This is a genomic window from Myxosarcina sp. GI1(2024), from assembly GCF_053543375.1.
Genome location: NZ_JBKGTY010000017.1, coordinates 39,012 through 58,010 on the forward strand (window position 1 = coordinate 39,012; position 18,999 = coordinate 58,010).

At 40.4% G+C, this 18,999-nt stretch carries 17 protein-coding genes and 2 pseudogenes; 5 read left to right on the forward strand and 14 right to left on the reverse strand.

Annotation, left to right across the window (positions count from 1 at the left end; all coding sequences use genetic code 11):
- Both ACLFKQ_RS29490 and ACLFKQ_RS29495 read right to left on the reverse strand, forming a co-directional pair.
- Positions 1 to 930, reverse strand: a pseudogene (locus ACLFKQ_RS29490) (IS701 family transposase); the annotation flags it as partial.
- Positions 931 to 990: 60 nt separating this feature from the next.
- The gene (locus tag ACLFKQ_RS29495; RefSeq protein WP_449003177.1) at positions 991 to 1,428 is read right to left on the reverse strand and encodes a cupin domain-containing protein; all 438 of its coding nucleotides are present in this window, start codon (positions 1,426 to 1,428) and stop codon (positions 991 to 993) included.
- A gap of 270 nt (positions 1,429 to 1,698) precedes the next feature.
- Here ACLFKQ_RS29495 and ACLFKQ_RS29500 point away from each other — a divergent pair, with 270 nt between their 5' ends.
- A complete protein-coding gene (locus ACLFKQ_RS29500; RefSeq protein ID WP_449003178.1) occupies positions 1,699 to 2,577 on the forward strand; it encodes a helix-turn-helix domain-containing protein in 879 nt (292 codons plus the stop codon).
- A gap of 68 nt (positions 2,578 to 2,645) precedes the next feature.
- Here the strand turns inward: ACLFKQ_RS29500 and ACLFKQ_RS29505 are convergent.
- The 10 genes and pseudogenes from ACLFKQ_RS29505 to ACLFKQ_RS29550 form a co-directional block, all read right to left on the reverse strand.
- Positions 2,646 to 3,937: pseudogene (locus ACLFKQ_RS29505) on the reverse strand (glycosyltransferase).
- A gap of 103 nt (positions 3,938 to 4,040) precedes the next feature.
- Positions 4,041 to 5,318 carry a DJ-1/PfpI family protein gene (locus ACLFKQ_RS29510; RefSeq protein ID WP_449003179.1) on the reverse strand — a complete coding sequence of 426 codons (1,278 nt, stop codon included), beginning with the start codon at positions 5,316 to 5,318 and terminating at the stop codon, positions 4,041 to 4,043.
- Positions 5,319 to 5,412: 94 nt separating this feature from the next.
- Positions 5,413 to 7,878: an alpha/beta hydrolase gene (locus tag ACLFKQ_RS29515; RefSeq protein ID WP_449003180.1), complete on the reverse strand. Its 2,466-nt coding sequence runs from the start codon at positions 7,876 to 7,878 to the stop codon at positions 5,413 to 5,415.
- Between the two features lie 66 nt (positions 7,879 to 7,944).
- The gene (locus ACLFKQ_RS29520; RefSeq protein WP_449003181.1) at positions 7,945 to 8,694 is read right to left on the reverse strand and encodes a DevA family ABC transporter ATP-binding protein; all 750 of its coding nucleotides are present in this window, start codon (positions 8,692 to 8,694) and stop codon (positions 7,945 to 7,947) included.
- Positions 8,695 to 8,735: 41 nt separating this feature from the next.
- Positions 8,736 to 9,107 (reverse strand): four helix bundle protein, encoded by a 372-nt coding sequence (locus ACLFKQ_RS29525; protein WP_449003194.1) that lies wholly within the window; start codon positions 9,105 to 9,107, stop codon positions 8,736 to 8,738.
- 39 nt (positions 9,108 to 9,146) lie between these two features.
- Positions 9,147 to 10,295, reverse strand: a complete 1,149-nt coding sequence (gene devC / locus ACLFKQ_RS29530) for an ABC transporter permease DevC (protein WP_449003182.1) — start codon at positions 10,293 to 10,295, stop codon at positions 9,147 to 9,149.
- A 50-nt stretch (positions 10,296 to 10,345) separates the two neighbouring features.
- Positions 10,346 to 11,629 carry an HlyD family efflux transporter periplasmic adaptor subunit gene (locus ACLFKQ_RS29535; protein WP_449003183.1) on the reverse strand — a complete coding sequence of 428 codons (1,284 nt, stop codon included), beginning with the start codon at positions 11,627 to 11,629 and terminating at the stop codon, positions 10,346 to 10,348.
- Positions 11,595 to 12,215, reverse strand: coding sequence for a TetR/AcrR family transcriptional regulator (locus ACLFKQ_RS29540; protein WP_449003195.1), 621 nt, complete (start codon positions 12,213 to 12,215; stop codon positions 11,595 to 11,597). The genes ACLFKQ_RS29535 and ACLFKQ_RS29540 overlap by 35 nt, the downstream gene beginning before the upstream one ends.
- Positions 12,216 to 12,373: 158 nt before the next feature.
- Positions 12,374 to 12,907 (reverse strand): TM2 domain-containing protein, encoded by a 534-nt coding sequence (locus ACLFKQ_RS29545; RefSeq protein WP_449003184.1) that lies wholly within the window; start codon positions 12,905 to 12,907, stop codon positions 12,374 to 12,376.
- Positions 12,900 to 13,568, reverse strand: a complete 669-nt coding sequence (locus tag ACLFKQ_RS29550; RefSeq protein WP_449003185.1) for a class I SAM-dependent methyltransferase — start codon at positions 13,566 to 13,568, stop codon at positions 12,900 to 12,902. Before ACLFKQ_RS29550 ends, ACLFKQ_RS29545 begins: the two co-directional genes overlap by 8 nt.
- A gap of 127 nt (positions 13,569 to 13,695) precedes the next feature.
- Here ACLFKQ_RS29550 and ACLFKQ_RS29555 point away from each other — a divergent pair, with 127 nt between their 5' ends.
- A complete protein-coding gene (locus ACLFKQ_RS29555; RefSeq protein ID WP_449003186.1) occupies positions 13,696 to 14,151 on the forward strand; it encodes a MarR family winged helix-turn-helix transcriptional regulator in 456 nt (151 codons plus the stop codon).
- A 134-nt stretch (positions 14,152 to 14,285) separates the two neighbouring features.
- Here the strand turns inward: ACLFKQ_RS29555 and ACLFKQ_RS29560 are convergent, their stop codons facing one another.
- Both ACLFKQ_RS29560 and sir read right to left on the reverse strand, forming a co-directional pair.
- Complete coding sequence (locus tag ACLFKQ_RS29560; RefSeq protein WP_449003187.1) at positions 14,286 to 15,047, reverse strand: class I SAM-dependent methyltransferase; 762 nt, start codon at positions 15,045 to 15,047, stop codon at positions 14,286 to 14,288.
- Between the two features lie 122 nt (positions 15,048 to 15,169).
- A complete protein-coding gene (gene sir, locus ACLFKQ_RS29565) occupies positions 15,170 to 16,918 on the reverse strand; it encodes a sulfite reductase, ferredoxin dependent (RefSeq protein WP_449003188.1) in 1,749 nt (582 codons plus the stop codon).
- A gap of 379 nt (positions 16,919 to 17,297) precedes the next feature.
- Here sir and ACLFKQ_RS29570 point away from each other — a divergent pair, with 379 nt between their 5' ends.
- Genes ACLFKQ_RS29570 through ACLFKQ_RS29580 form a run of 3 tightly spaced genes read left to right on the forward strand, consistent with a single transcriptional unit; the run spans position 17,298 to position 18,857 of the window.
- On the forward strand, positions 17,298 to 17,549 hold the full coding sequence (locus ACLFKQ_RS29570; RefSeq protein WP_449003189.1) for a hypothetical protein: 252 nt from the start codon (positions 17,298 to 17,300) through the stop codon (positions 17,547 to 17,549).
- Positions 17,550 to 17,596: 47 nt separating this feature from the next.
- The gene (locus ACLFKQ_RS29575) at positions 17,597 to 18,037 is read left to right on the forward strand and encodes a nuclear transport factor 2 family protein (protein ID WP_449003190.1); all 441 of its coding nucleotides are present in this window, start codon (positions 17,597 to 17,599) and stop codon (positions 18,035 to 18,037) included.
- Between the two features lie 34 nt (positions 18,038 to 18,071).
- Positions 18,072 to 18,857, forward strand: a complete 786-nt coding sequence (locus ACLFKQ_RS29580; protein WP_449003191.1) for an inositol monophosphatase family protein — start codon at positions 18,072 to 18,074, stop codon at positions 18,855 to 18,857.
- Positions 18,858 to 18,999: the final 142 nt, after the last annotated feature.

An 18,999-nucleotide genomic window follows, 5' to 3' on the forward strand; every position in this document is an offset into this window, starting at 1 on the left:
CTATTTCTCCCTCAACATTTGTGAGTAAGTAGTCAATATCTTCAGCATCTTCAAAGATTGGTGCACTCATGACGATAGCTATTTTTCTGATTCCTTCTAGCCTTGATATTTCTGCTTCTATTATTGCTACCCAGACGGTTCTAGGTTTTTCACCCTGGATTTGAATCTCCTTAAATTCCTCATCAGATAACCATTGAGCATATTCATCTACTCTGATTTTTTCTAATTGATTTGATGGAGTTTTAACCAAAATATTACGATTTTTAGCGATTCCTCCTATATACTTTAATTTCTTTTTTTCCAGTTCGAGTAAAACAGTTGTGTTGTTACCATAGGACGAATCTATTAATACTAGTCCTGGTCGATATCCCCTCTTCAAACTTTTATCGATTAATTCTAAGGCTAAGGTGGGTTTTTTCTTGAATTCTCTGTCTTTCTTTCCTTCGGGCAACGAATTACCATGTTGATATAGTTCTATGTCTAAAGGTAAGCTTTTTTGGCCATCATATAGATGAGTTGTTACTACAACATTGCCATTATCTGTTTTCCCAATTTCCCCAATATATTGACGACCTACTGCTGCGGTAAAGTTACCACTTTTTCTATGCCCAGAGTCATCAACAATTAGACTAAATCCCTTACTGATTCTCGTTTGATTACACTTGTTCATCACTTCTAAGCGACGTTCATTTATCTTGTTCGCTGACCAAGTTGCTTCAGTTAAGAAATGGTGTAATTTGTGGTATGTGACCTCTACTGCGTCTTTAGCCATTTGAGATACATTTTTTCGCTCACTTTCCCCTAATAATCCTCCTAAATAATGTCTGAATTCCCTTTTTTGCGCTTTAGTTCTCAGTAAATCATCAAACTTTTGACACCATCTCATCTATCGAAACAGGGAGGCATGGCTGCGGGAGTAGTTTCTTTCATAAAGTAAGTGCGATCGGGCTTTAGAATAATGTTAAAGTTAATCAGCAAAGGTATTCTATCTTATTTTGTCTGTTTAAATTGTTTAAGTACCGTTAGTACCTCCACCAGATCTGGAATCTCAGAGGGTTCTGGACGCTCAAGGGGCATAGCCTCACTAACAGCAGTAAACGCCCGTGTAGCCAAGCTACCTTTGCCAGTGAGTTCAAGCATCTTGCCACCGTTGACACCGTAGCGAAAACTGTGTACGGTGCCAGCGGGTACATGTACGAGGGTACCAGCGCCTGCGCAGGTGAATTCGATTGTCCCTGTAAGGACATAGAAGGACTCATCCCAGGCATGGCTGTGCAGTGGTGGTCCAGTCCCTTCGTCGCCCGATTGTAGTGTAATCTCATAGGATCGTGTCAACAAATTTGACACCAGCACAGTAACCTTAGTGCCGACCACATTCAAGGCGGGACTGTAGTCTTTGGGTTTTAAAATAAGCGGTTGAGCTTTCATAGTGTCATTACCTCCAATAGGTTAATTGGGTGAGCGATTCTTGCAGTCAAGAAAATGATGAAACGTACTCTCGTCATCATTTTCTTGACATCTAAAATCGACTAACTCTATTGAAAGATTTTTCTTCTGATATTTCTTGCACTTTTTTCTGTTTTTCAGCACGTTCTTACTCTAGTGCAAAAATCGTAACATGTAGTGATGTGCCATAATGGATTGACAAAGATTTATCGGACAGCATTAATTTTAATGTCTCTGTCTAGATCGCGAGTCATGAATTACAAGAGCGGAGAAACTGTTGGGGAGCATCATCAGCAGGGTGCAACCCCGTTACAAAATCCTGTATTTTCGGCGGGGGTCGAATTGGCACACTATCGGCATCCACCGACCGAGCTTCCAGATAACTCCTATCAACAACATTTGCTTGTAATTCATACGGAAGTCCCTTCACCGACCCGAGTCGAGCAGGTTACAGCGGGGCATTACCAGACAGGAGAAGTAAAAACTGGCGATATCATTCTCATCCCCGCTCAGACGATTCACCGCGTTTATTGGAATCACGAGCATACCTACTTGGCTTTGTGGCTTGCTCCACAAAGATTTGAACAGTGTTTGGGAGATGCTATTTCTGGGCAATCGATAGAAGTCTTACCACAATTCATCACGCCAGACTCCTCGCTATATGGAATTGGACTCGCATTGAGAGGGGAGTTAGAAACTCTGGGACAGGAAGGACAACTCTATATGGATTCTTTAATTGCAGCATTATCTGCTCATCTACTTCGGCATTACTGTAATTTAACGACGTGTCAACCTTTTTCTCCTGGATGCTTGCCTAGATACAAGCTTCATCCAGTCTTAGAATACATCCATGCACATTTAGATCGAAATCTTTCTTTAGCAGAGTTGGCGACAATTGCCCGAATTAGCCCCAATTATTTTTTGACCCAATTTAAACAAGCGACTGGGCGATCGCCACATCAGTATATTATTCATCAGCGGATTGAAAAGGCTAAGGTAATGCTTATTCGGCAGAACATGGCGATCGCTGAGGTTGCTTACGAACTGGGATTTTCCCACCAGAGTCATTTCACTCGGCATTTCAAGCGTCAGGTTGGTGTGACGCCCAAGAGATTTTTGGCACAATCTTAGTGTTCCCAACCATACGGCAAAGCGTCATACTTTCAGCCTGAAACTTGGTTTTTAAGGGTTCTTGTTTATTACTTAGCGGTTTTTCTTTGTATTGCTATGCTTTCGATCATTGCGATCGCCTTTCTAATGCCGTCTTCGTTACGGAGTTTTTTACCTAACTCTTCAGCATTGGCTCGAATTTCTAGATTTGTTATAGTCGCCCGAATCGCATTAGCAAGCTTCTTTGCGGTTAATTGCTGTTGGGGAATTGGTTTACTGCCAACTCCCAGGGCATAAACCCGTTCTCCCCAATAAGGCTGGTCAACTAGAAAAGGACAAACGATGGTCGGTTTACCTGCGCGCAATCCTGCGCTGTTGTACCCGCGCCACCGTGGTGAACCACCACAGATACACGAGGAAAAAGCCAGTCATAGGGAATATTGTCAATCTTGAAGATTGTTTTCGGTAGATGGTTAGGATTTAAACCACCCCAACCAGTAACAATGATGCCCCTTACCTCAGCTTGTTGAAACGCATCCACGACTATCTCAGTCATTCGCTGGGGATCGCGTCCTGCCATGCTACCAAATCCGACACAAACTGGTGCTTCGCCAGCTTCTAGAAAATTTATCAGTTCGGCTGACGGTTGATAATCGTCTTTTACTTCCAAAAACCAATAGCCAGAAACGCGAACTGTATCAGACCAATCACCAGGACGGGGAGAAACCAGTTCGCTGTAGCCATGTAAAATCGGCAAGGGTTGACCATTAGACATTTGTATTGGATTTATGGATTTAGGTAGTTTTCCCAGACCGAGTATATTCTGACGAAATTCGTTGATGACATCATCGTACAGATGGTAGCCTTGGTGCAAAATCCAATAGGAAAATTTATTGTACCAAGAGCCAAGTTTCAAGTTGGGGAAGCCAATGGCGACAGATTCAGCAGTAGGCACGATCGCAGGCACTAGAGTAGCCATAATTGTGGGAATATTTAACTTCTCTGCGATATGCGAACCTGCTAGTATTTTGGGATGAAAGATGAGAATATCTGGCTGTGCTGCTTGTGCTACATTCCAGGCATCTTGGAACATTTCCCGATTGAGTTCTTTGGCTTCTTTGAACAAGGTTAGGGTTGTTTTAACTAAGCCCAACAAATTGCCACTGCTTTCAATTACTTCTCGCCCAACTTCTGAATCGAGCAGTTTGAGTAGATTATCGTTCATATAGCCGTAATTTAAGCCATGCTCGGTGATAAATGGTTCAAAGCGGGAACAGGTGCAGAGCGTGACTTCATGACCTTTCGCTTTTAAACCCTTACCCAAAGCGACAAAAGGCTGAACATCCCCTCGCGAACCAGCCGTGACGATAAAGATATTCATAGTTTATGTTCTTCTGTTACTTCGATCTTGGAAACACTCTCGAAATACTCGGAGATAGAGACATATTTTTTGTTTAGTATGATTGCGATCGCTGTTACACTAGCTAAAGCGATCTCGCCAAGGGTTTTAAAAACAACCAAATCGGAATACCTGTTCCTTCAAGATTAGTTGAATCTACGGGATCTTCAAGAGTTTTTGCCACAATTTCTGCTAAGGGTTTATTTTCTCGTCGTGCCAAATCCTGTAAAACATTATCGAAGATAAACCTGTCATCATCTTTCGAGAGGGAACTTAAAGATTCTGGTTCGAGATCGTATTTACTTCTAGCCCAAGTTTCCAAATCTAAATGAGGTTGGTTATCTAACACTAACAGGCGATCGAGTTTAGTAGTCGTAGCAAAATCGTGGCGAGGAACTAAAGTAAGTCCGTATTGAGAGTGAATTACCTTTCTTTCGGAAGCAATGGATATAGTTTTCGCAGTAAACGATTGCGGATAGGTATCTAAAACCGCAGTCAGATTAATTTCACCAATCCCGTCATTGAGAAACACGCCGATGTTTTGTTTGTGCCATTGATAAGCGGCAGTTAGTAACCAGAGACTATCCTTTAATTTAAGGCTGGGTGACTCAAATTTGGCTGAATCTGTAAATGGATAATGTAACTTTTGAGCGACTTCTCTGGCTACACTTGTTCCTGCTAGTTTTTCTAAAGTATGAAGAGAACCATTCATCGCTCCTGTAATTATGCCAGGACTGGTAATAATGTTGCCATCATCGATATATTTAACATCTTTAACCCAATCAGTATTAGGATACTGTTTCTTCAAAGAGCCAATCGCCAACCAATGAGTAGTAGCTTGATGATTTTCCAATAGTCCCGTAGCAGCTAGAAGTCTTGCACCTTCGCAAATAGAAAGAATAGTGTTTTTTTCGTTATGATGCTCGATAATCCAGTTGATTAGTGCGGGGTTTTGCCAATTATGAACAGCAGGTATAACGATTAAATCTGGATTGGTTCCTACATTTCGCTCGAATTCGGCAAAGGAAAAATGAGGAATAATATCTACTCCGCCATTCAAGGGAGATATTTGGCGTTCTGGTGCTACGGTGTAAACATTAAATTTACCAGAAGCAGAAAATATTTCGTAGGGAACTAGCAAGTCGGTTATTTCTGTTCCCTCATTGGACACCAAAATCACAGCAGTTTGTTTGCTGCGATCGTAGCTTGGAAAATTAACACCCTGAGTTAAAAAATGTTCGGGACTTCCGTGCATTAGGGCTGAAAAGGAAAAAGCGATCGCTACAATACCAATGATTAGAGGGGGTAAGACGAAAGCTAAAGCGTAAGCAATTATTTGGTAAAAAACTGGCTTGGAGTTCATCTTTTCTGGTAAATCGATTTAATTTATTTTTAATTTTGATAGCTGTTGAGCAGTAATAAAATTTCCATAATCACCGCAAGCCTTATTGAGGAAGTCAATTTTGACAATAATCCAAATCGGCAATTGCTCGATCGTAATAATTTGTTAGCCAGCGATTGAAAATTGATTTAGAAGCACGGTCGTAAATAAAGCTATTAACCGTATTAAGCCATAGAGAGTCGTTTTTGGGCAAAATTAGCCCATAATAATCGCAGGTCAGAGGCTGCGCGGGTATGGTTTGATAGTTTTTTCTATTCAAACCTCGGCGATCTAATTCGCCCATTAATAGAACACTATCACTAGCAAACGCATCAATAGTGCCATCTTTAATTGCTTGTATCGCCTTACTTCTGCCATCCATGCTTTCAAAAGCTACTATTTCTGCATTGGGATAGTTTTGTTGTAAAAATTGTTTATTGGTAGTTGCTCCTAAAACACCCAATTTTAAGCCTTCAAGTGAACTACTAAAATCGAGTCGAGAAGCTTTAGTTTTGTTAATCAAAAATCGAGTTCCGCTACTAAAGAAAGGATCTGAGAAAGTTATTTCTTCTCGATCGCTGACGATAGAATTAGGACCGCATTCTAGATGAACCAATCCTTGTTCTACTAATTTAAATCGATTAGCTAGAGAAGACGGTATTTTAACTACTTTAATCGAAGTAGACGTGTTTAATTTTTTAGTCAAGCGATCGCCTAATGCATCGGCAAGATCGGCACAATAACCATTCCAATAATTTTCTCGCTCGGTGTAGCCAAAAGGTGCTGCATCAGTCCTCATTCCCACCTTGAGGACACCTGTTTGTTCGATTTCTGCTAGAACGTTGCGGTTTGGCTGAGATTTTTCTGTTACTAGCGATTCGGGGATAGGAGTTATAGGCGGAGTTTTGCCATAGGCTGATTCTAATTGTTCTGAGGTGAGAGATTGAATTAAATGCAGGGGTAATTTGGGATTACTAATTTTGTAACCATAAGCAGCCGTCAGAGAGGCGCGATATTCTGGACGATCGCGTAAATGAACTTCTAAAAAAGCCAAACTCAGAGCTTTAAGATAGTCTTGACCAAAATTTGCCTCAGAACCGTTGATAAAATTGTTAATATCGACGATATTGGCTTCACCTACCGTAGAAAAATGACTGCCATTAACTATGGTCGCCAGATACTTATGAGGAGTAGTCAACCACAAAAAAGGATGTACTTGCTCATCTATGTAGGGCGAGACAAAATCTCTCGTTCCGCCAACAATTAGCGTAGGAAGAGCGATTTGCTGCATACTTTCAATTCCCAGCACCGAACTAATAACGGGATTGAATGCTGCTACAGCTTTAATTCGGGGATCTCGAAGATTGTAATTTCCTGGAGGTAAGCTACTGGCGCGACACTGCAAAAATAGAGAAATATTCAGAGGAAAGCGATCGCGACCGCAGACATCTGTTAGTCTAGTCAGATTCAACGGCGCACCAGAAACTACTAAGGCAGTAGTTCCACCCAAAGAATGACCCAATACTCCAATCTGTGACCAGTTAATTTGTTGTTGATAATCGGGATGTTGTTCTAAACGATCCAATAGATAAGTAATGTCTCGCGGACGACTGTAAAATTCTACTGGACTAACCGCTACACTCACTTCTCCTCGCATATAAGCTTGTTTGTATCGATGACTACTGCCAATATGTTCGGGTATAGCAACTACATAACCATAAGAAGCTAAATGTTTGGCTAAATAGTCAAAATCAGAACGATGAGAACCAAAGCCGTGGGTGATGATTACCAATGGTGCAGGCTGGTTTGATTTTTGCGACGAGTAGATGTCCACATCTAAATTGTAATTACCAGCAAAACCAGAATCAGTTTGACGCAGCTCGTCAACAGGAAAAGTTATTGTTGTTTGGTTTACCTGACGATCTCCTGGCTGACGTAGATCTGGTATTTTTTCAATTTCGGCGTTCGAGCGTGAAACAATTTCTCGCTCTGCTTGCTGGGCGATCGCTTTTACCGTACTATCCCTATAGTCAAAAAACTTTTCTGCCTGCTGAATAAAAGAAAAAATCGTATTGGCGTTCAAATGGATTTCTTTGGTCGGAAAATGACGCAAAAAATTAATCGCCGTTAACCCCTCTGGTTCTCCTGATGCCTGAATTAGAGCTGCACGAATAGCATAAAAACCATTGCTTTGAGGATGAGTGTAGATTATATTGCCCATCTGCCTGAGAAAATCCTCTCCCATCGGTGTATTAGTTAGGCGATAAACCTTTACAGGATCTTTTGTAAAACTTGTTTGTAAAATGTGGCGCAGTTGTTGGCGGGTTCTTGGCTCTATAAGATCTGCATAGTAAGCAAATTTTGGGGTAATACGACCCTCTTTGGCAAAAATCTCTAAATCTTCGACTGGTAAGGTAAATTCTCCCAGAAAAGATAGGGAAAAAGAAATATTTTCTGCTGCTATTACTGGAGGAGGTCTAAATACAGCCAGTATTCCACAGCTAGTTAGAGCAATCCCTAAAATTAGTCTTAGTGTTTTCATTATTTTGTTAATTGTCGATCGTAGATCGCGTGTATCTTAGTAATCTGAGTATTTCTGTATTGATATTTATCGTTGAGAATCGAGGGTAATTCTGCCGTCTTCTAACTCCACCAGGCGATCTGCTACATCCAGAATGCGGTTGTCATGAGTTACGATTAAAATCGTGCAACCTTGTTCTCTGGCTAGCTGCTGCATTAATTCCACTATATCCCGACCCGATTTACTATCTAGAGCTGCGGTAGGTTCATCGGCTAGAACTAGCTTCGGATGGGAAACTAAAGCACGAGCGATCGCTACCCGTTGTTTTTGTCCTCCAGAAAGGTTTTGGGGATAATAATCGATATGTTCTCCCAAGCCTACAGATGACAGAAGAGCGATCGCTCTTTTCTCTACTTCGGCTCTTTTTATTCCGTCGTGTAACTCCAATGACATCTGTACATTTTGTTTGGCAGTTAAAGAAGCCAATAAATTATGCGCCTGGAAGATATAGCCAATATTTCTTCTAGTTTCTACAAGTTGGTTTTTGTTCGCTCCAACTAACTCTTCGCCAAACACTTTTAAACTACCGAACTGGGGTGATCGCAATCCACCCATCAAAGTTAAAAGAGTAGTTTTCCCAGAACCAGAAGGTCCTTTTAAGATAATCACTTCTCCCGAATTAAGTACCAGATTAATATCAAATAATATTTGTTTTCTTAACTTTCCTTCGCCAAAAAAGTGATTGAGGTTTTGAATATTGACTACTCGATTGTTTGTTGACTGTCGATTGTTGATTGTTGATTGTTGATGGTTAATTATTGATTGGTTACTGTTCATTTCGATTGCTTGTTGATTGTTAGAGATTGCTCGAACACAAATTAGTTGCGATCGGCTTTACGAAGAGAGTTCAGATAGGCGTTGAGTTTTGGCGATAGTTCGTCAATAATTGGTTTAATATTGTTTATTTGCTTTGTAGTGATTAATTTGCGGTAGTAAGCAAGTCTTAACCAATGAATTGTTTCATACAAAGAACCTCTAGCTATTTTTACAAATCTTTGGTTGTCTTTACTGTTGTAACGACCATTACCTTCCGCAATATTTGCTCCAATACTATCCGCCGAACGTACTATTTGTTTGCCTAATGTATCTTTAGAAAAATATTCCCAAGTTGCGACAATTTTCCAAATTTCATTGGCTAATTGTTCTGATAATTGATAAACTCTCAAATTTTCAAAATCTGGTCTACCCATAGCCCAATCAACCATTAACAATTAACAATCAACAATTAACTAAAAAATATCTGCGGGATCGGCTGCACTTAATTTTCTCACGGCGACAGTACCAGAAGCACAACACATGATAATAGTTAGAATTAATACGGTTATGGCTCGATTAGCTGTCATTGCTAGAGGTAAAGCGGTCGCACCTGCTGCCAGGCTGTATAATCCCGTAGCGATAAAATAACCAGGTATAAAACCTAATACAGCTAAAATTACTGCTTCTTGAAATACTAAAACTACGAAATAACTATCTTTGTATCCCATCGCTTTGAGGGTGGCATATTCTGATAGGTGATTTGCCACATCGGTATAGAGAATTTGGTAAACAATAACCGTCCCAACCACAAAACCGATCGCCGTTCCCAGAGTGAAAATAAAACCAATTGCCGTAGCAGTTTGCCAATAGGATATTTCCTCTTGAATAAACTCTTCGCGATTGAATATTTCTACATCATTTGGTAGTTTTGCTTTTAATGTTACTAGGGCTTGTTCGATATTTGCCCCAGGCTTGAGATTAATAATTCCCACATCAACTAACCCTTTTTGACGTTCGGGAAAGATGCGTAAAAAGTTAGTATCGCTGGTAATAATGTTACCATCGGCAGCAAAGGAAGCTCCCATCGTAAATAGTCCGTCTACCTTAACTTTGCGAAAAGAAACTTCTGTAGTTACCGTTTCTTGTTGTTTCAGCAGATCGGGAATTGCTCCAAATTCGGCACGAGAGCGATCGTCAAACAATACTACATCGGGAAGTTTTACCCGATCGATATTTTCTTTAATCCCTGGCAAACCTAAAGTATCCTTAGCAGGGTTAAAACCAATAGTTAAAATAGTGCGGGTGTTGCGATCGATGGGATTTTTCCAAGAACCATAATCGAGATAGATTGGAACTACAGATTCTACCTCGTCAATTGCTGCTGATTCATATAAACGCCGTTCGGAAAAGGGTTCGGTAAAGCCTAAAGCATCTGACTGGGGACTCATCAAAAATATATCCCCCTTCAAAGCCTTGTGAAAAGTAACACTACTATCAAATAAAGATGCTTGGAAACCTAACTGAATAAACATCAGCATATCCGCAAAACCAATCCCTGCTAAAGCAATTAGCAAACGGACTTTTTCATGGCTTAACTGTAACCAAGAGAGTGGTGTTTTCATTGTTCTGTTGGTTGTTAATTGTTAATTGTTAATTGTTCATTGCTCATTGCTCATTGTTCATTGATTTTGACGATCGCTTTAGAGTTAGTTAAATGAGCTACACGCTGGCTGGTTTGGGAATCGAGGTAGATTTTGACTTCTAACACTCTGCTATCGACATCAGCAGCAGGATCGGTATCGAGAACGTCTTGTTTGCCAATTTTTAAGCCAATTTGTCTGACTTTACCCGTAATTTCTCCCTTAAATGCTCCTGTTTCACTTTTAATAGTGGTAGTTTGTCCTAGTTTGACTTTGGCAATATCGCTTTCGTATACTTCGGCAACTACCATCATCTTGCTGGTTTGAGCAAATTCCACAACCCCGTCTTCACCAACTATTTCTCCTGGGTAAGCAGTAATTTTGACGATCTGTCCATCCTTGGGTGCTTTGACGATGGTAAGTTCTAAATCTTCTTGCGCTTGGCGTAAGCTAGCGATCGCGCGCTCTACTTCTGACTGTGCTTTAATCACATCTACTTCTCTGACTTCACCAATGCTATCTAAAGTAGCTTCTGCCTCTGCAATTTGTTCTTGTAGAGTGTCGTTATTTTGTCGGGCGATCGCTTTGGCGCGCTCGATTTCTTGTTGTAAAGTATCGAGAGTGCGATTGTAACTAGCTTGGGCTTCTGTAACGGCTTTTTGAGCGGTATCTACTGCTAAACCACGGGAATCAAATTCTGATTCGGAAATTACTCCTTCTTGGAATAAATCTCGATAACGTTGGAATTCACTTTCGGCGTTGGCTAATTCTGCCTTGAGGCGATCGCTTGTAGCCTGTTTTTCTAAGGTTTCGGTACGCAATTGCGCTTCTAGACGGGCAATCTCTGCTTCATCTGCTGCTAGTTCGCCTTCTAGTTCTGCTTTAACTCGTTTGAGGTTAGCTGCTTGAGCGTTGATGTCTCCTTGTTTTGCTCCCGCTCTAATAATAGCTAGATCGGCTTGTGCTACCTTTACTTCCTGACGAGCTAATTCTACGGCTGCATTGGCTCGTTGATGATTATCTAATAGGGCGATCGTCTCTCCAGCTTTAACGCGATCGCCTTCTTTCACTAATAACTGAGCTATTTTCGCTCCTCCCAAATCTGGCGAAGGAGCAAGCTGAATTAATCTTCCTTGAGGTTCAATTCTGCCTAAAGCTGTCACTGCTCTAATTGGTTGAGGCTGAATCTCAGTTTCCTCTTCCGTAGCAGTTTGACTGATACTGTAGATAGTCGTCACGCCGACAAGTGCCAACCCCGCCAGACACGTAGCAAGTATCAACTTATGATTTAACGGTATCTTTTGCAGTCTGTCCATAATTCTTGCTCCAACCTTCTTTATTCCTTTTCTTTACTGGAGACAACAGCAAGTCAATTAAAAAATCACCAAACTCTCTCATGCTGAGATCGAATTTTCGATCTCGTTCTTGGCGTTCCCAAAAACCCATAACAGCGAAGTAGCCGATCTCTGCTTTATGTCGGGCTTCAGCCTCATCAAAGCCATAGTCTTGCAACAATCGCTCGAGATAGCTAACCCGTTTGGTTTCGATAATACGTACTCTTTCTTGAACTGCTGGCTCTTGGTTTGCCCAGATAAAGATTGCTGCTTCGGGATCTGGCTGGTTACACATCTCATCTGCCAAAGCAAATAGTCTGATGAGTCGTTCTTTTGGCGTAGCTGCTTTTTGGGATTCTTCGATCAGCCACATGGTTTCATTTTCCCAACGCTGCAAAATCCCCTCTAACAACTCCTGGCGGTTCTTGAAATGCCAATAAAAGCTACCCTTACTCACGTCTAGTTGACGAGCTAGCACTTCTACTTTTACGGCAGCAACACCTTTGTTTGCCATCAGCACCCATCCCGCATCAATCCAATCTATTTTTGTTAGAGCCAATCTTTTCACCATACGTTAGCGTATGTTTCTAGTTTAGATAAAAAATAATCTGCTGTCAATACGGTAGCGTATGTTTTTGTGGCGCACCGCTCTTAGCCAGCTAATGCTCTGGTTTTGCGGATATCTAAAGTTATTTCAAATGATGCGATAAGGAAAATAATGTAGGCTCAATTTAAAAGTAGGTTTTCAGAATCGGATTTAGTATCAGATGCTAATTCTCGAAATCGGTAGATGACAGTGCCTGTTTTTGGATCATTGTCAATCTCAACATAGTCGGTTTTGACTAACTCATTCAATAAATCTTCTACTTCAATAAATTTGAGACCTGTGGCAATAACACCCTGAGTAACCGATAACTCACCTCCTGTTGATTCAGCCACTTTAACAAGTTTGGCAATTGACGAATCAACCATTGCTTGACCGCTTTCTAACATCAGTTCGGATTTTGGAAGTGTATGAGAGTGATCGCAAAAGCTGTTCCATGATGAGTTGCTGTCTGTTAATAATTGCTTTTCCTTTGCTTCTACCATTCTCGGAATCAAAAACAAATCGATTATTTGACCAATACCAAATAATCCACCCGTACATAGCCATAGTATTCCTGTCGTTACTTTACCATTGTAAAGACGATGCAAACCTCCCAATCCAAAGAGAATGCCGAGCCAAAGTACATAACTGCTGCCTTTTCGATGTTTATTCATTTGTTAGTACCTTCGAGTTAGAATTTCTGGTATGCTTTGAAGCGGATTTAAGAGCGATCGCACAAATACCAGTTACGGGTTTAAGGGGTTTAAACTTTAACTCTGTAAGTTCAAATCCTGCATTAGATAATTGTTCGCTCGTTTCATTGGCACTATTTTTTACTTGTTCTTCTGTCTTAGCCCAACGAGGCTGCCAAATAACAAACAGTAACCCATCAGGTTTTAAAACTCGCCGCACTTCTTGAAAACTCAAAGTGGGATTTTCCCAAAAGAAATGAGAATTAATCGCCAAGACTTTATCAAAGCTGTCTGAAAGATAGTCAAGCGGTTTATCTGCCGAACTCTGTTTTAGTTCTACTTTTCCTCGTGCGATCGCCTTTCTATTAAGATGACTGGCTTGTCTTACCATTAATTCTGAGCGATCTATACCTGCAATAAATCCACTAGTTGCAGCTTTGGAAATTTCTCTAACTGCCAAACCTGGACCAAAACCAATTTCTAAAATGCAATCGCTTTTCTGCACGTCTAATAATTCGACTGCCCATTGAATTCTGGCACGATTTTTAACTGCCATTGCTTGCCCTACTAGGTATCCCAAGAATCCTCTAGGATTCCCAAACTGAGAAATGATGTGTCGCGCTGTATATTGTTTAATTTCCATTTTTAAAACTCCGACCAAACATCTAAACAATTGTCAAAGTAAATTTGGTCATACTAAAATTATGACAACTTAGTTGCTATTATGACAACTTAGTTGTCATTTTATTATTTATCGAAACATTACAGTTATGACCAGTGAAGAAAAGACCAATCTGAAATTGGCAGGAAAGGTAATGGAAGAGTTGATGAGTGAAACCATTGCTACGTTTTTTCGGTTAAGAGCTATGGGTCAACAAATCGGTGCTGTTACCCCCAATGGCAGTGGTTATTGGGGATTAATGCGAAGCTTAAAGCAAGAAGGTGCGCAAACTGTACCGCAGCTAGCGAGATCGCGCCCTGTATCGCGACAACATATACAAAAATTAGCCAACAATATGATTGCTGAGGGAGTAATCGAATTAGTTGATAATCCTGCCCACAAACGTTCCAAATTGCTGCGTTTAACTGCAAAAGGTGAAGCTGTTTTCCAAGAGTTAAATCGACAAATTGCTAGTGTGGCAATAAATTTAGCCGAAGATATAGATGTCAAAGAATTACAGATAGCTGTCAAAGTTCTCAAACAAATACGTGAGAAGTTGAAATAAATGCCTTGCCGCTCGAATAAGACGAAGTAGGTACCCCAGATGTGACAATTATCTAGTAAGCTTTATGACTTCCTTGTCATCTAGGAGTTAATCGAGTAAATGAATTAAATGGCGATCGCCATCAACAGTAGCAATTAGCCTTCTGCTATTACTAGCATTTCAAAATCTTCAGTGGTTAATTTATCATCTCGACTAAAAGCACCTAGCTTTGCACCAAATATATCAATGGTTGTAAGATCCAGCCTCTTCAATAGCCAAGTTATTTCAGATGGCGCATAATATCTCACATTACATTGCAGTTGTTTTTTGTTTCCCAGATCGTCTTCACAAGACAGTGTGTTAAATTCCCGAAAAGTCATTAGCTCGAATGAAATATTATCAAGGGTTGAATTTTCTTCTTGGACTTGGGAGTCGAGAAATTCTTTGACAGAATGAAACAGAGGAAACAAAGCATTCAAAGTGGTAAAAATCAATTTTCCTTTTGGCTTCAAAGCATTGGCAGCATTCTGAAGAATTTGAAAATTCATCTCATCAGTTTCCATCAAGGAAAATCCGCCTTCACAGAGCATAATGACCAAATCAAATTCGTTTAAATAAGTAAGATTTCTGGCATCACATTGTAGGAAAGCGATTTGCAGATTTTGTGCGGCGGCTTTTTCTCTGGCACGTTGCAAAAGTGATTTTGATAAATCAATCCCGACAACCGTGTATCCCCTCTTAGCTAATTCAATGGAATGCCTGCCTGTTCCACATCCTATATCTAATATTTTGCAGTTTTTATTGTAATTAATCTCTTGTTCGAGAAAATCGCATTCTCCAATAGTTCCTTGAGTGAAGTTTTCGCGATCGTACTTCACTCCGTAGTGTTCATATAGCTTTTCATACCACTGTTTCATCTTTATAATGCCCTTAAATTAATCCTTTTCTTGAGCGAATTATTTCTCAGTGTTTTCTTAAGACGTTTCTTTCCTTCTGCCTCTCTCTAACTCATATTATGCTTGTTTAACAGGATTTGATACTATTTCTGAATTCGCAACAAGTTATCTAGCCCGATACGATTACAAAAAACTCCAAAACTTTCGTTTAATTCACGATTTGCCTGGAAATATAGCAAGATCGGTTCTAAAAAAGCTTCTAAATTTTCAATTTGTAGTCTTTGCACACATGGTTGGGCGAGTTTAGTACCATCGGTCGTTCCTCCAAGCCATACTTGATAAGTCCCAGGCGCACTACCAACGAAGCCTAATTCTGCCAAGTAAGGACGAACGCAACCATTAGGACAGCCCGTCATACGAATTATGAGCTTTTCGTTAGCCATGTTGAGCTTTTCCAGTAATTGGTTAATTCCTTGCAGTACATCGGGGAAGGCTCTTTCTGATTCGGTAATTGCTAAACCACAGGTGGGTAATGCTGGACATGCCATCCCATAGCGATTTAGATTATTTAGTCGGTCGGGATTAATTTCAACGCCATGAGTTTCTAGAATTATTTCAATTAATTCTTGTTGCGATCGCTCTATCTCATAGAAAATAATGTTGTGACTGGGAGTCAAGCGCAATGGTAAATTGAATTGCTCGACAATTTTTCTCAAGGCAGTTTTTAGTTTTAGACTACCTAGATCTCGAACCCGTCCATTCTCAATGGAAATACCGAGAAACAGTTTGCCATCTCCTTGTTCATGCCAACCTAAGAAATCTCGATACTGCCATTCTGGGAGTTCTCTAAAGGGTTTTAAGGGTTTGCTAAAATAAGATTCGACTTTAGCTTTAAACTTGTCAATCCCCCAATCATGTATTAGGTACTTCATTCTAGCGTGAAGACGATTGGAGCGATCGCCATAATCTCTTTGGATCGCACCAATTGCTTTTAACAACTTGTAAAGCTCTTCTTCGGCTACATAGCCAAGAGGATCGGAGAGACGAGCAAAGGTTTCTTCTTTGTTGTGAGTACGCCCCATTCCCCCACCAGTCAAGACATCAAATCCTTCTAGTTCGCCATCTTGGTTGGTAATCACTACCAAACTAATATCGTGGGTATAAACATCAACCGAATTATCTCCTGGGACAGTTACACAACACTTGAACTTTCTGGGTAGATAGCTCGAACCGTAAAGTGGTTCTACATCATTAGTATATATTTCAGCATTGAGGTCTTGCTGTCGTGCTAGTTTGTGTTCGCCAACTTCTTCGGCACTGATAGCCTTTTCACCATCGAGCCAAATTTCGTAATAAGCACCAGTTTGGGGTGTAAACAGATTAGCAACTTTATTAGCGTATTCCCAGGCATATTGATATTCTGGGCGATTTTTAAAAGGAGCAGGTGGTGCCATCACATTACGATTGAGATCGCCACAAGCCCCCAAAGTCGATCCCATGCTGTGAACAATATCAGCAATAACTGTTTTCAGATCTTGCTTGAGGATGCCATGCATTTGAAATGCTTGACGGCTAGTAACTCTAAGAGAGCGATCGCCATATACTTCTGATAAACGATCTAGAGCCAGATAAAATTGAGGTGGAACATATCCTCCAGGAGTTCGAGTTCGTAGCATCATTTGGTAGTCTTTCTCTTGCCCTTTGACTCGATTATCTCGGTTATCTTGTTGATAAGAACCGTGAAATTTAAGTATTTGCAGAGCAGCTTCGCTAAAATGAGTCGTATCTTGTAAAAGCTCCGTTGCTAAAGGTTCTCTTAAATAATTACTATTGGCTTTGATTCTCTCTATTGAAGAGAGTTTTCTTTTGATAGACTTTGAAGAGATATCCATATTCTTGAGCAATAAACGGCAGTTTTGATGGGATTGAAGGTTGCTAAAAATCTACTGTTTCAGCTTAGAGGAACCTAGGAAGTTAAGGTAACTCTGTATTCTAGGAGTATTGTGAATAGTATTTTTAAAATAATTTCTGCTAGCTTTCGTATTAGCTACAACTAAGACAGAGAAGGGGTTTTTGCGCAAAAAATCAGACAGATGAAGCAAAAAATATATAATAGTACCTATCGATTTTGCCAGGGAAGCAACAGACAAAGTCAACAATCTTGAATTAGCTAACAGCAATACCTATTAGTTGTGCCAGGTACAATTTCTAGCCTTATCGTCAGGTTACTAAGCTCGGTTCAGATTATAAGATCGATCTAGATGGAAAGTGATGGAGGAAACCACAATGGCGATCGAATCACGAGACACAATTTTTACAAACTCTAATACACGATTATTTCTGCTAGTTGTTGGGTTACCGATCGCTGGTTTAATTTATTGTGGACTTGGCGTAGCAGGAATGGCTTCATTTTCAGTAATTAGAGAACATCCCATAATATCGGGAACGCTCTTTTTTCTGATTCCCTTTACTATTGCTGCCTCAATTTGGATTAGAGCTTCAGCTAAAGCTTATCGAAATTAGCAGAATCGATCACGCTAATACTGTGTCAACGAAGGAGAAATGTAGATATGACTCAGGAACATCCTAACATTGCTCTAATGAAACAATTAGAACCCAGTCAGACAGCTAACAAAGCTAATCTGTTTGCCGAAAATTTTATCTGGCGTTTTTTTAATCCTGAAACTGCTAACCTGTTTGCCGAAAACTTCGTTTGGCATTTTTTTAATGACAAACTCCCAGATGTTCGGGGTGACTATCATGGAATAGATGGTCTGCAAAACTTCTTTGAGAAACTGGAAGTAGTAACAGGCGGTACTTTTCGAGTTAAACCCGTCTCCGCTACTCCGATTGGAGATGAGTTGGTAGTTACTCACGTCAGAGACAAGATGGTGTTCCAAAATAAGGCGATCGCCCTAGACGCAGTAGTTGTGTGGCGTATAGTTGACGGTAGCGTGACAGAGGCTTGGGACATTCCATCTATTTATACAGAACGTTCAGAAACTAATTGATTCAACCGATCGATCTAGAAATTATTTATCCTATATGATTGAAATTCTTTTGCCAACAGTTGTAGATGTAGCTAAATATCAGAAACGAGCCTTTACCGATACAAACATCGTATTCCAAACCAAAACTTATAAGTTTGACTTGGTTTCTGAAGTAGATCGGCAATCGCAGCAGATGATTTTAGCTGCTATTGAACAATACTTTCCCAGATCGGGAATCGTGGCAGAGGAAGAAGATGAAGATAAACCATCTCAGGATAAAACCTGGTTTCTGGTCGATCCTCTTGATGGTACTGCAAATTTTAAGGCGGGAATACCGATTTGGGCAATCTCTATCGGCTTCGTTAGAAATGGTGTAATCGAAGAAGGGATAATTTCTTTACCTTTCAATGGAGAAACCTTTTATAGTCAGAATATAGTTCCCTTGGTTAAATCTCTAGAAAATTTAGCAGAAGCACAATTTTATGGCATCGATAGCACCTTCGAGAACGTGCAGTTCGGGCTAATTCTCAAGCGTCGTCAGTTAGGGGCTGCTGTTCCGACACTTTGGTGGTGCTGTGATTCCCAAAATCGCCAAAGGGCAAGACTTGACTTTGCTTTGATGGGAAAAGGTTCTTTCTGGGATGTCTGTGGCGCGATCGCTTTTTTGAAACAAAAAAATGGTTCTCTAATCGATCGAACAGGTATTGATTTTACTGAATGCAGAGATGTATTTCAAGCCTTGGGAGGACTAGAAAAACTACGCACCTATAATTTTCGCTATGTGGCTAGTGCTAGTAAGCCTCTAGCGCGAGAAATATATCAGCGTTATCTACAAACCTAAAGTTACGGCGTTGGTAAATCCAAGTATGATTGTTTGGATTTTAAAATCCTAATTAAATTTCAAAAGCTAAGAGCTAAAAGCTATCCCTGTTAGGTTCTGTTGACGTAAAGAGGCAAAGATGAGAAAGTACCTGAAGTTGCTG

What these genes read in the sequence shown, in the direction of transcription:
- ACLFKQ_RS29495 (WP_449003177.1), bottom strand. Translation starts at nt 1,428, where the DNA reads ATGAAAGCTCAACCGCTTATTTTAAAACCCAAAGACTACAGTCCCGCC.
- ACLFKQ_RS29500 (WP_449003178.1), top strand. Translation starts at nt 1,699, where the DNA reads ATGAATTACAAGAGCGGAGAAACTGTTGGGGAGCATCATCAGCAGGGT.
- ACLFKQ_RS29510 (WP_449003179.1), bottom strand. Translation starts at nt 5,318, where the DNA reads ATGAACTCCAAGCCAGTTTTTTACCAAATAATTGCTTACGCTTTAGCT.
- ACLFKQ_RS29515 (WP_449003180.1), bottom strand. Translation starts at nt 7,878, where the DNA reads ATGAAAACACTAAGACTAATTTTAGGGATTGCTCTAACTAGCTGTGGA.
- ACLFKQ_RS29520 (WP_449003181.1), bottom strand. Translation starts at nt 8,694, where the DNA reads ATGAACAGTAACCAATCAATAATTAACCATCAACAATCAACAATCAAC.
- ACLFKQ_RS29525 (WP_449003194.1), bottom strand. Translation starts at nt 9,107, where the DNA reads ATGGGTAGACCAGATTTTGAAAATTTGAGAGTTTATCAATTATCAGAA.
- devC (WP_449003182.1), bottom strand. Translation starts at nt 10,295, where the DNA reads ATGAAAACACCACTCTCTTGGTTACAGTTAAGCCATGAAAAAGTCCGT.
- ACLFKQ_RS29535 (WP_449003183.1), bottom strand. Translation starts at nt 11,629, where the DNA reads ATGGACAGACTGCAAAAGATACCGTTAAATCATAAGTTGATACTTGCT.
- ACLFKQ_RS29545 (WP_449003184.1), bottom strand. Translation starts at nt 12,907, where the DNA reads ATGAATAAACATCGAAAAGGCAGCAGTTATGTACTTTGGCTCGGCATT.
- ACLFKQ_RS29550 (WP_449003185.1), bottom strand. Translation starts at nt 13,568, where the DNA reads ATGGAAATTAAACAATATACAGCGCGACACATCATTTCTCAGTTTGGG.
- ACLFKQ_RS29555 (WP_449003186.1), top strand. Translation starts at nt 13,696, where the DNA reads ATGACCAGTGAAGAAAAGACCAATCTGAAATTGGCAGGAAAGGTAATG.
- ACLFKQ_RS29560 (WP_449003187.1), bottom strand. Translation starts at nt 15,047, where the DNA reads ATGAAACAGTGGTATGAAAAGCTATATGAACACTACGGAGTGAAGTAC.
- sir (WP_449003188.1), bottom strand. Translation starts at nt 16,918, where the DNA reads ATGGATATCTCTTCAAAGTCTATCAAAAGAAAACTCTCTTCAATAGAG.
- ACLFKQ_RS29570 (WP_449003189.1), top strand. Translation starts at nt 17,298, where the DNA reads ATGGAGGAAACCACAATGGCGATCGAATCACGAGACACAATTTTTACA.
- ACLFKQ_RS29575 (WP_449003190.1), top strand. Translation starts at nt 17,597, where the DNA reads ATGACTCAGGAACATCCTAACATTGCTCTAATGAAACAATTAGAACCC.
- ACLFKQ_RS29580 (WP_449003191.1), top strand. Translation starts at nt 18,072, where the DNA reads ATGATTGAAATTCTTTTGCCAACAGTTGTAGATGTAGCTAAATATCAG.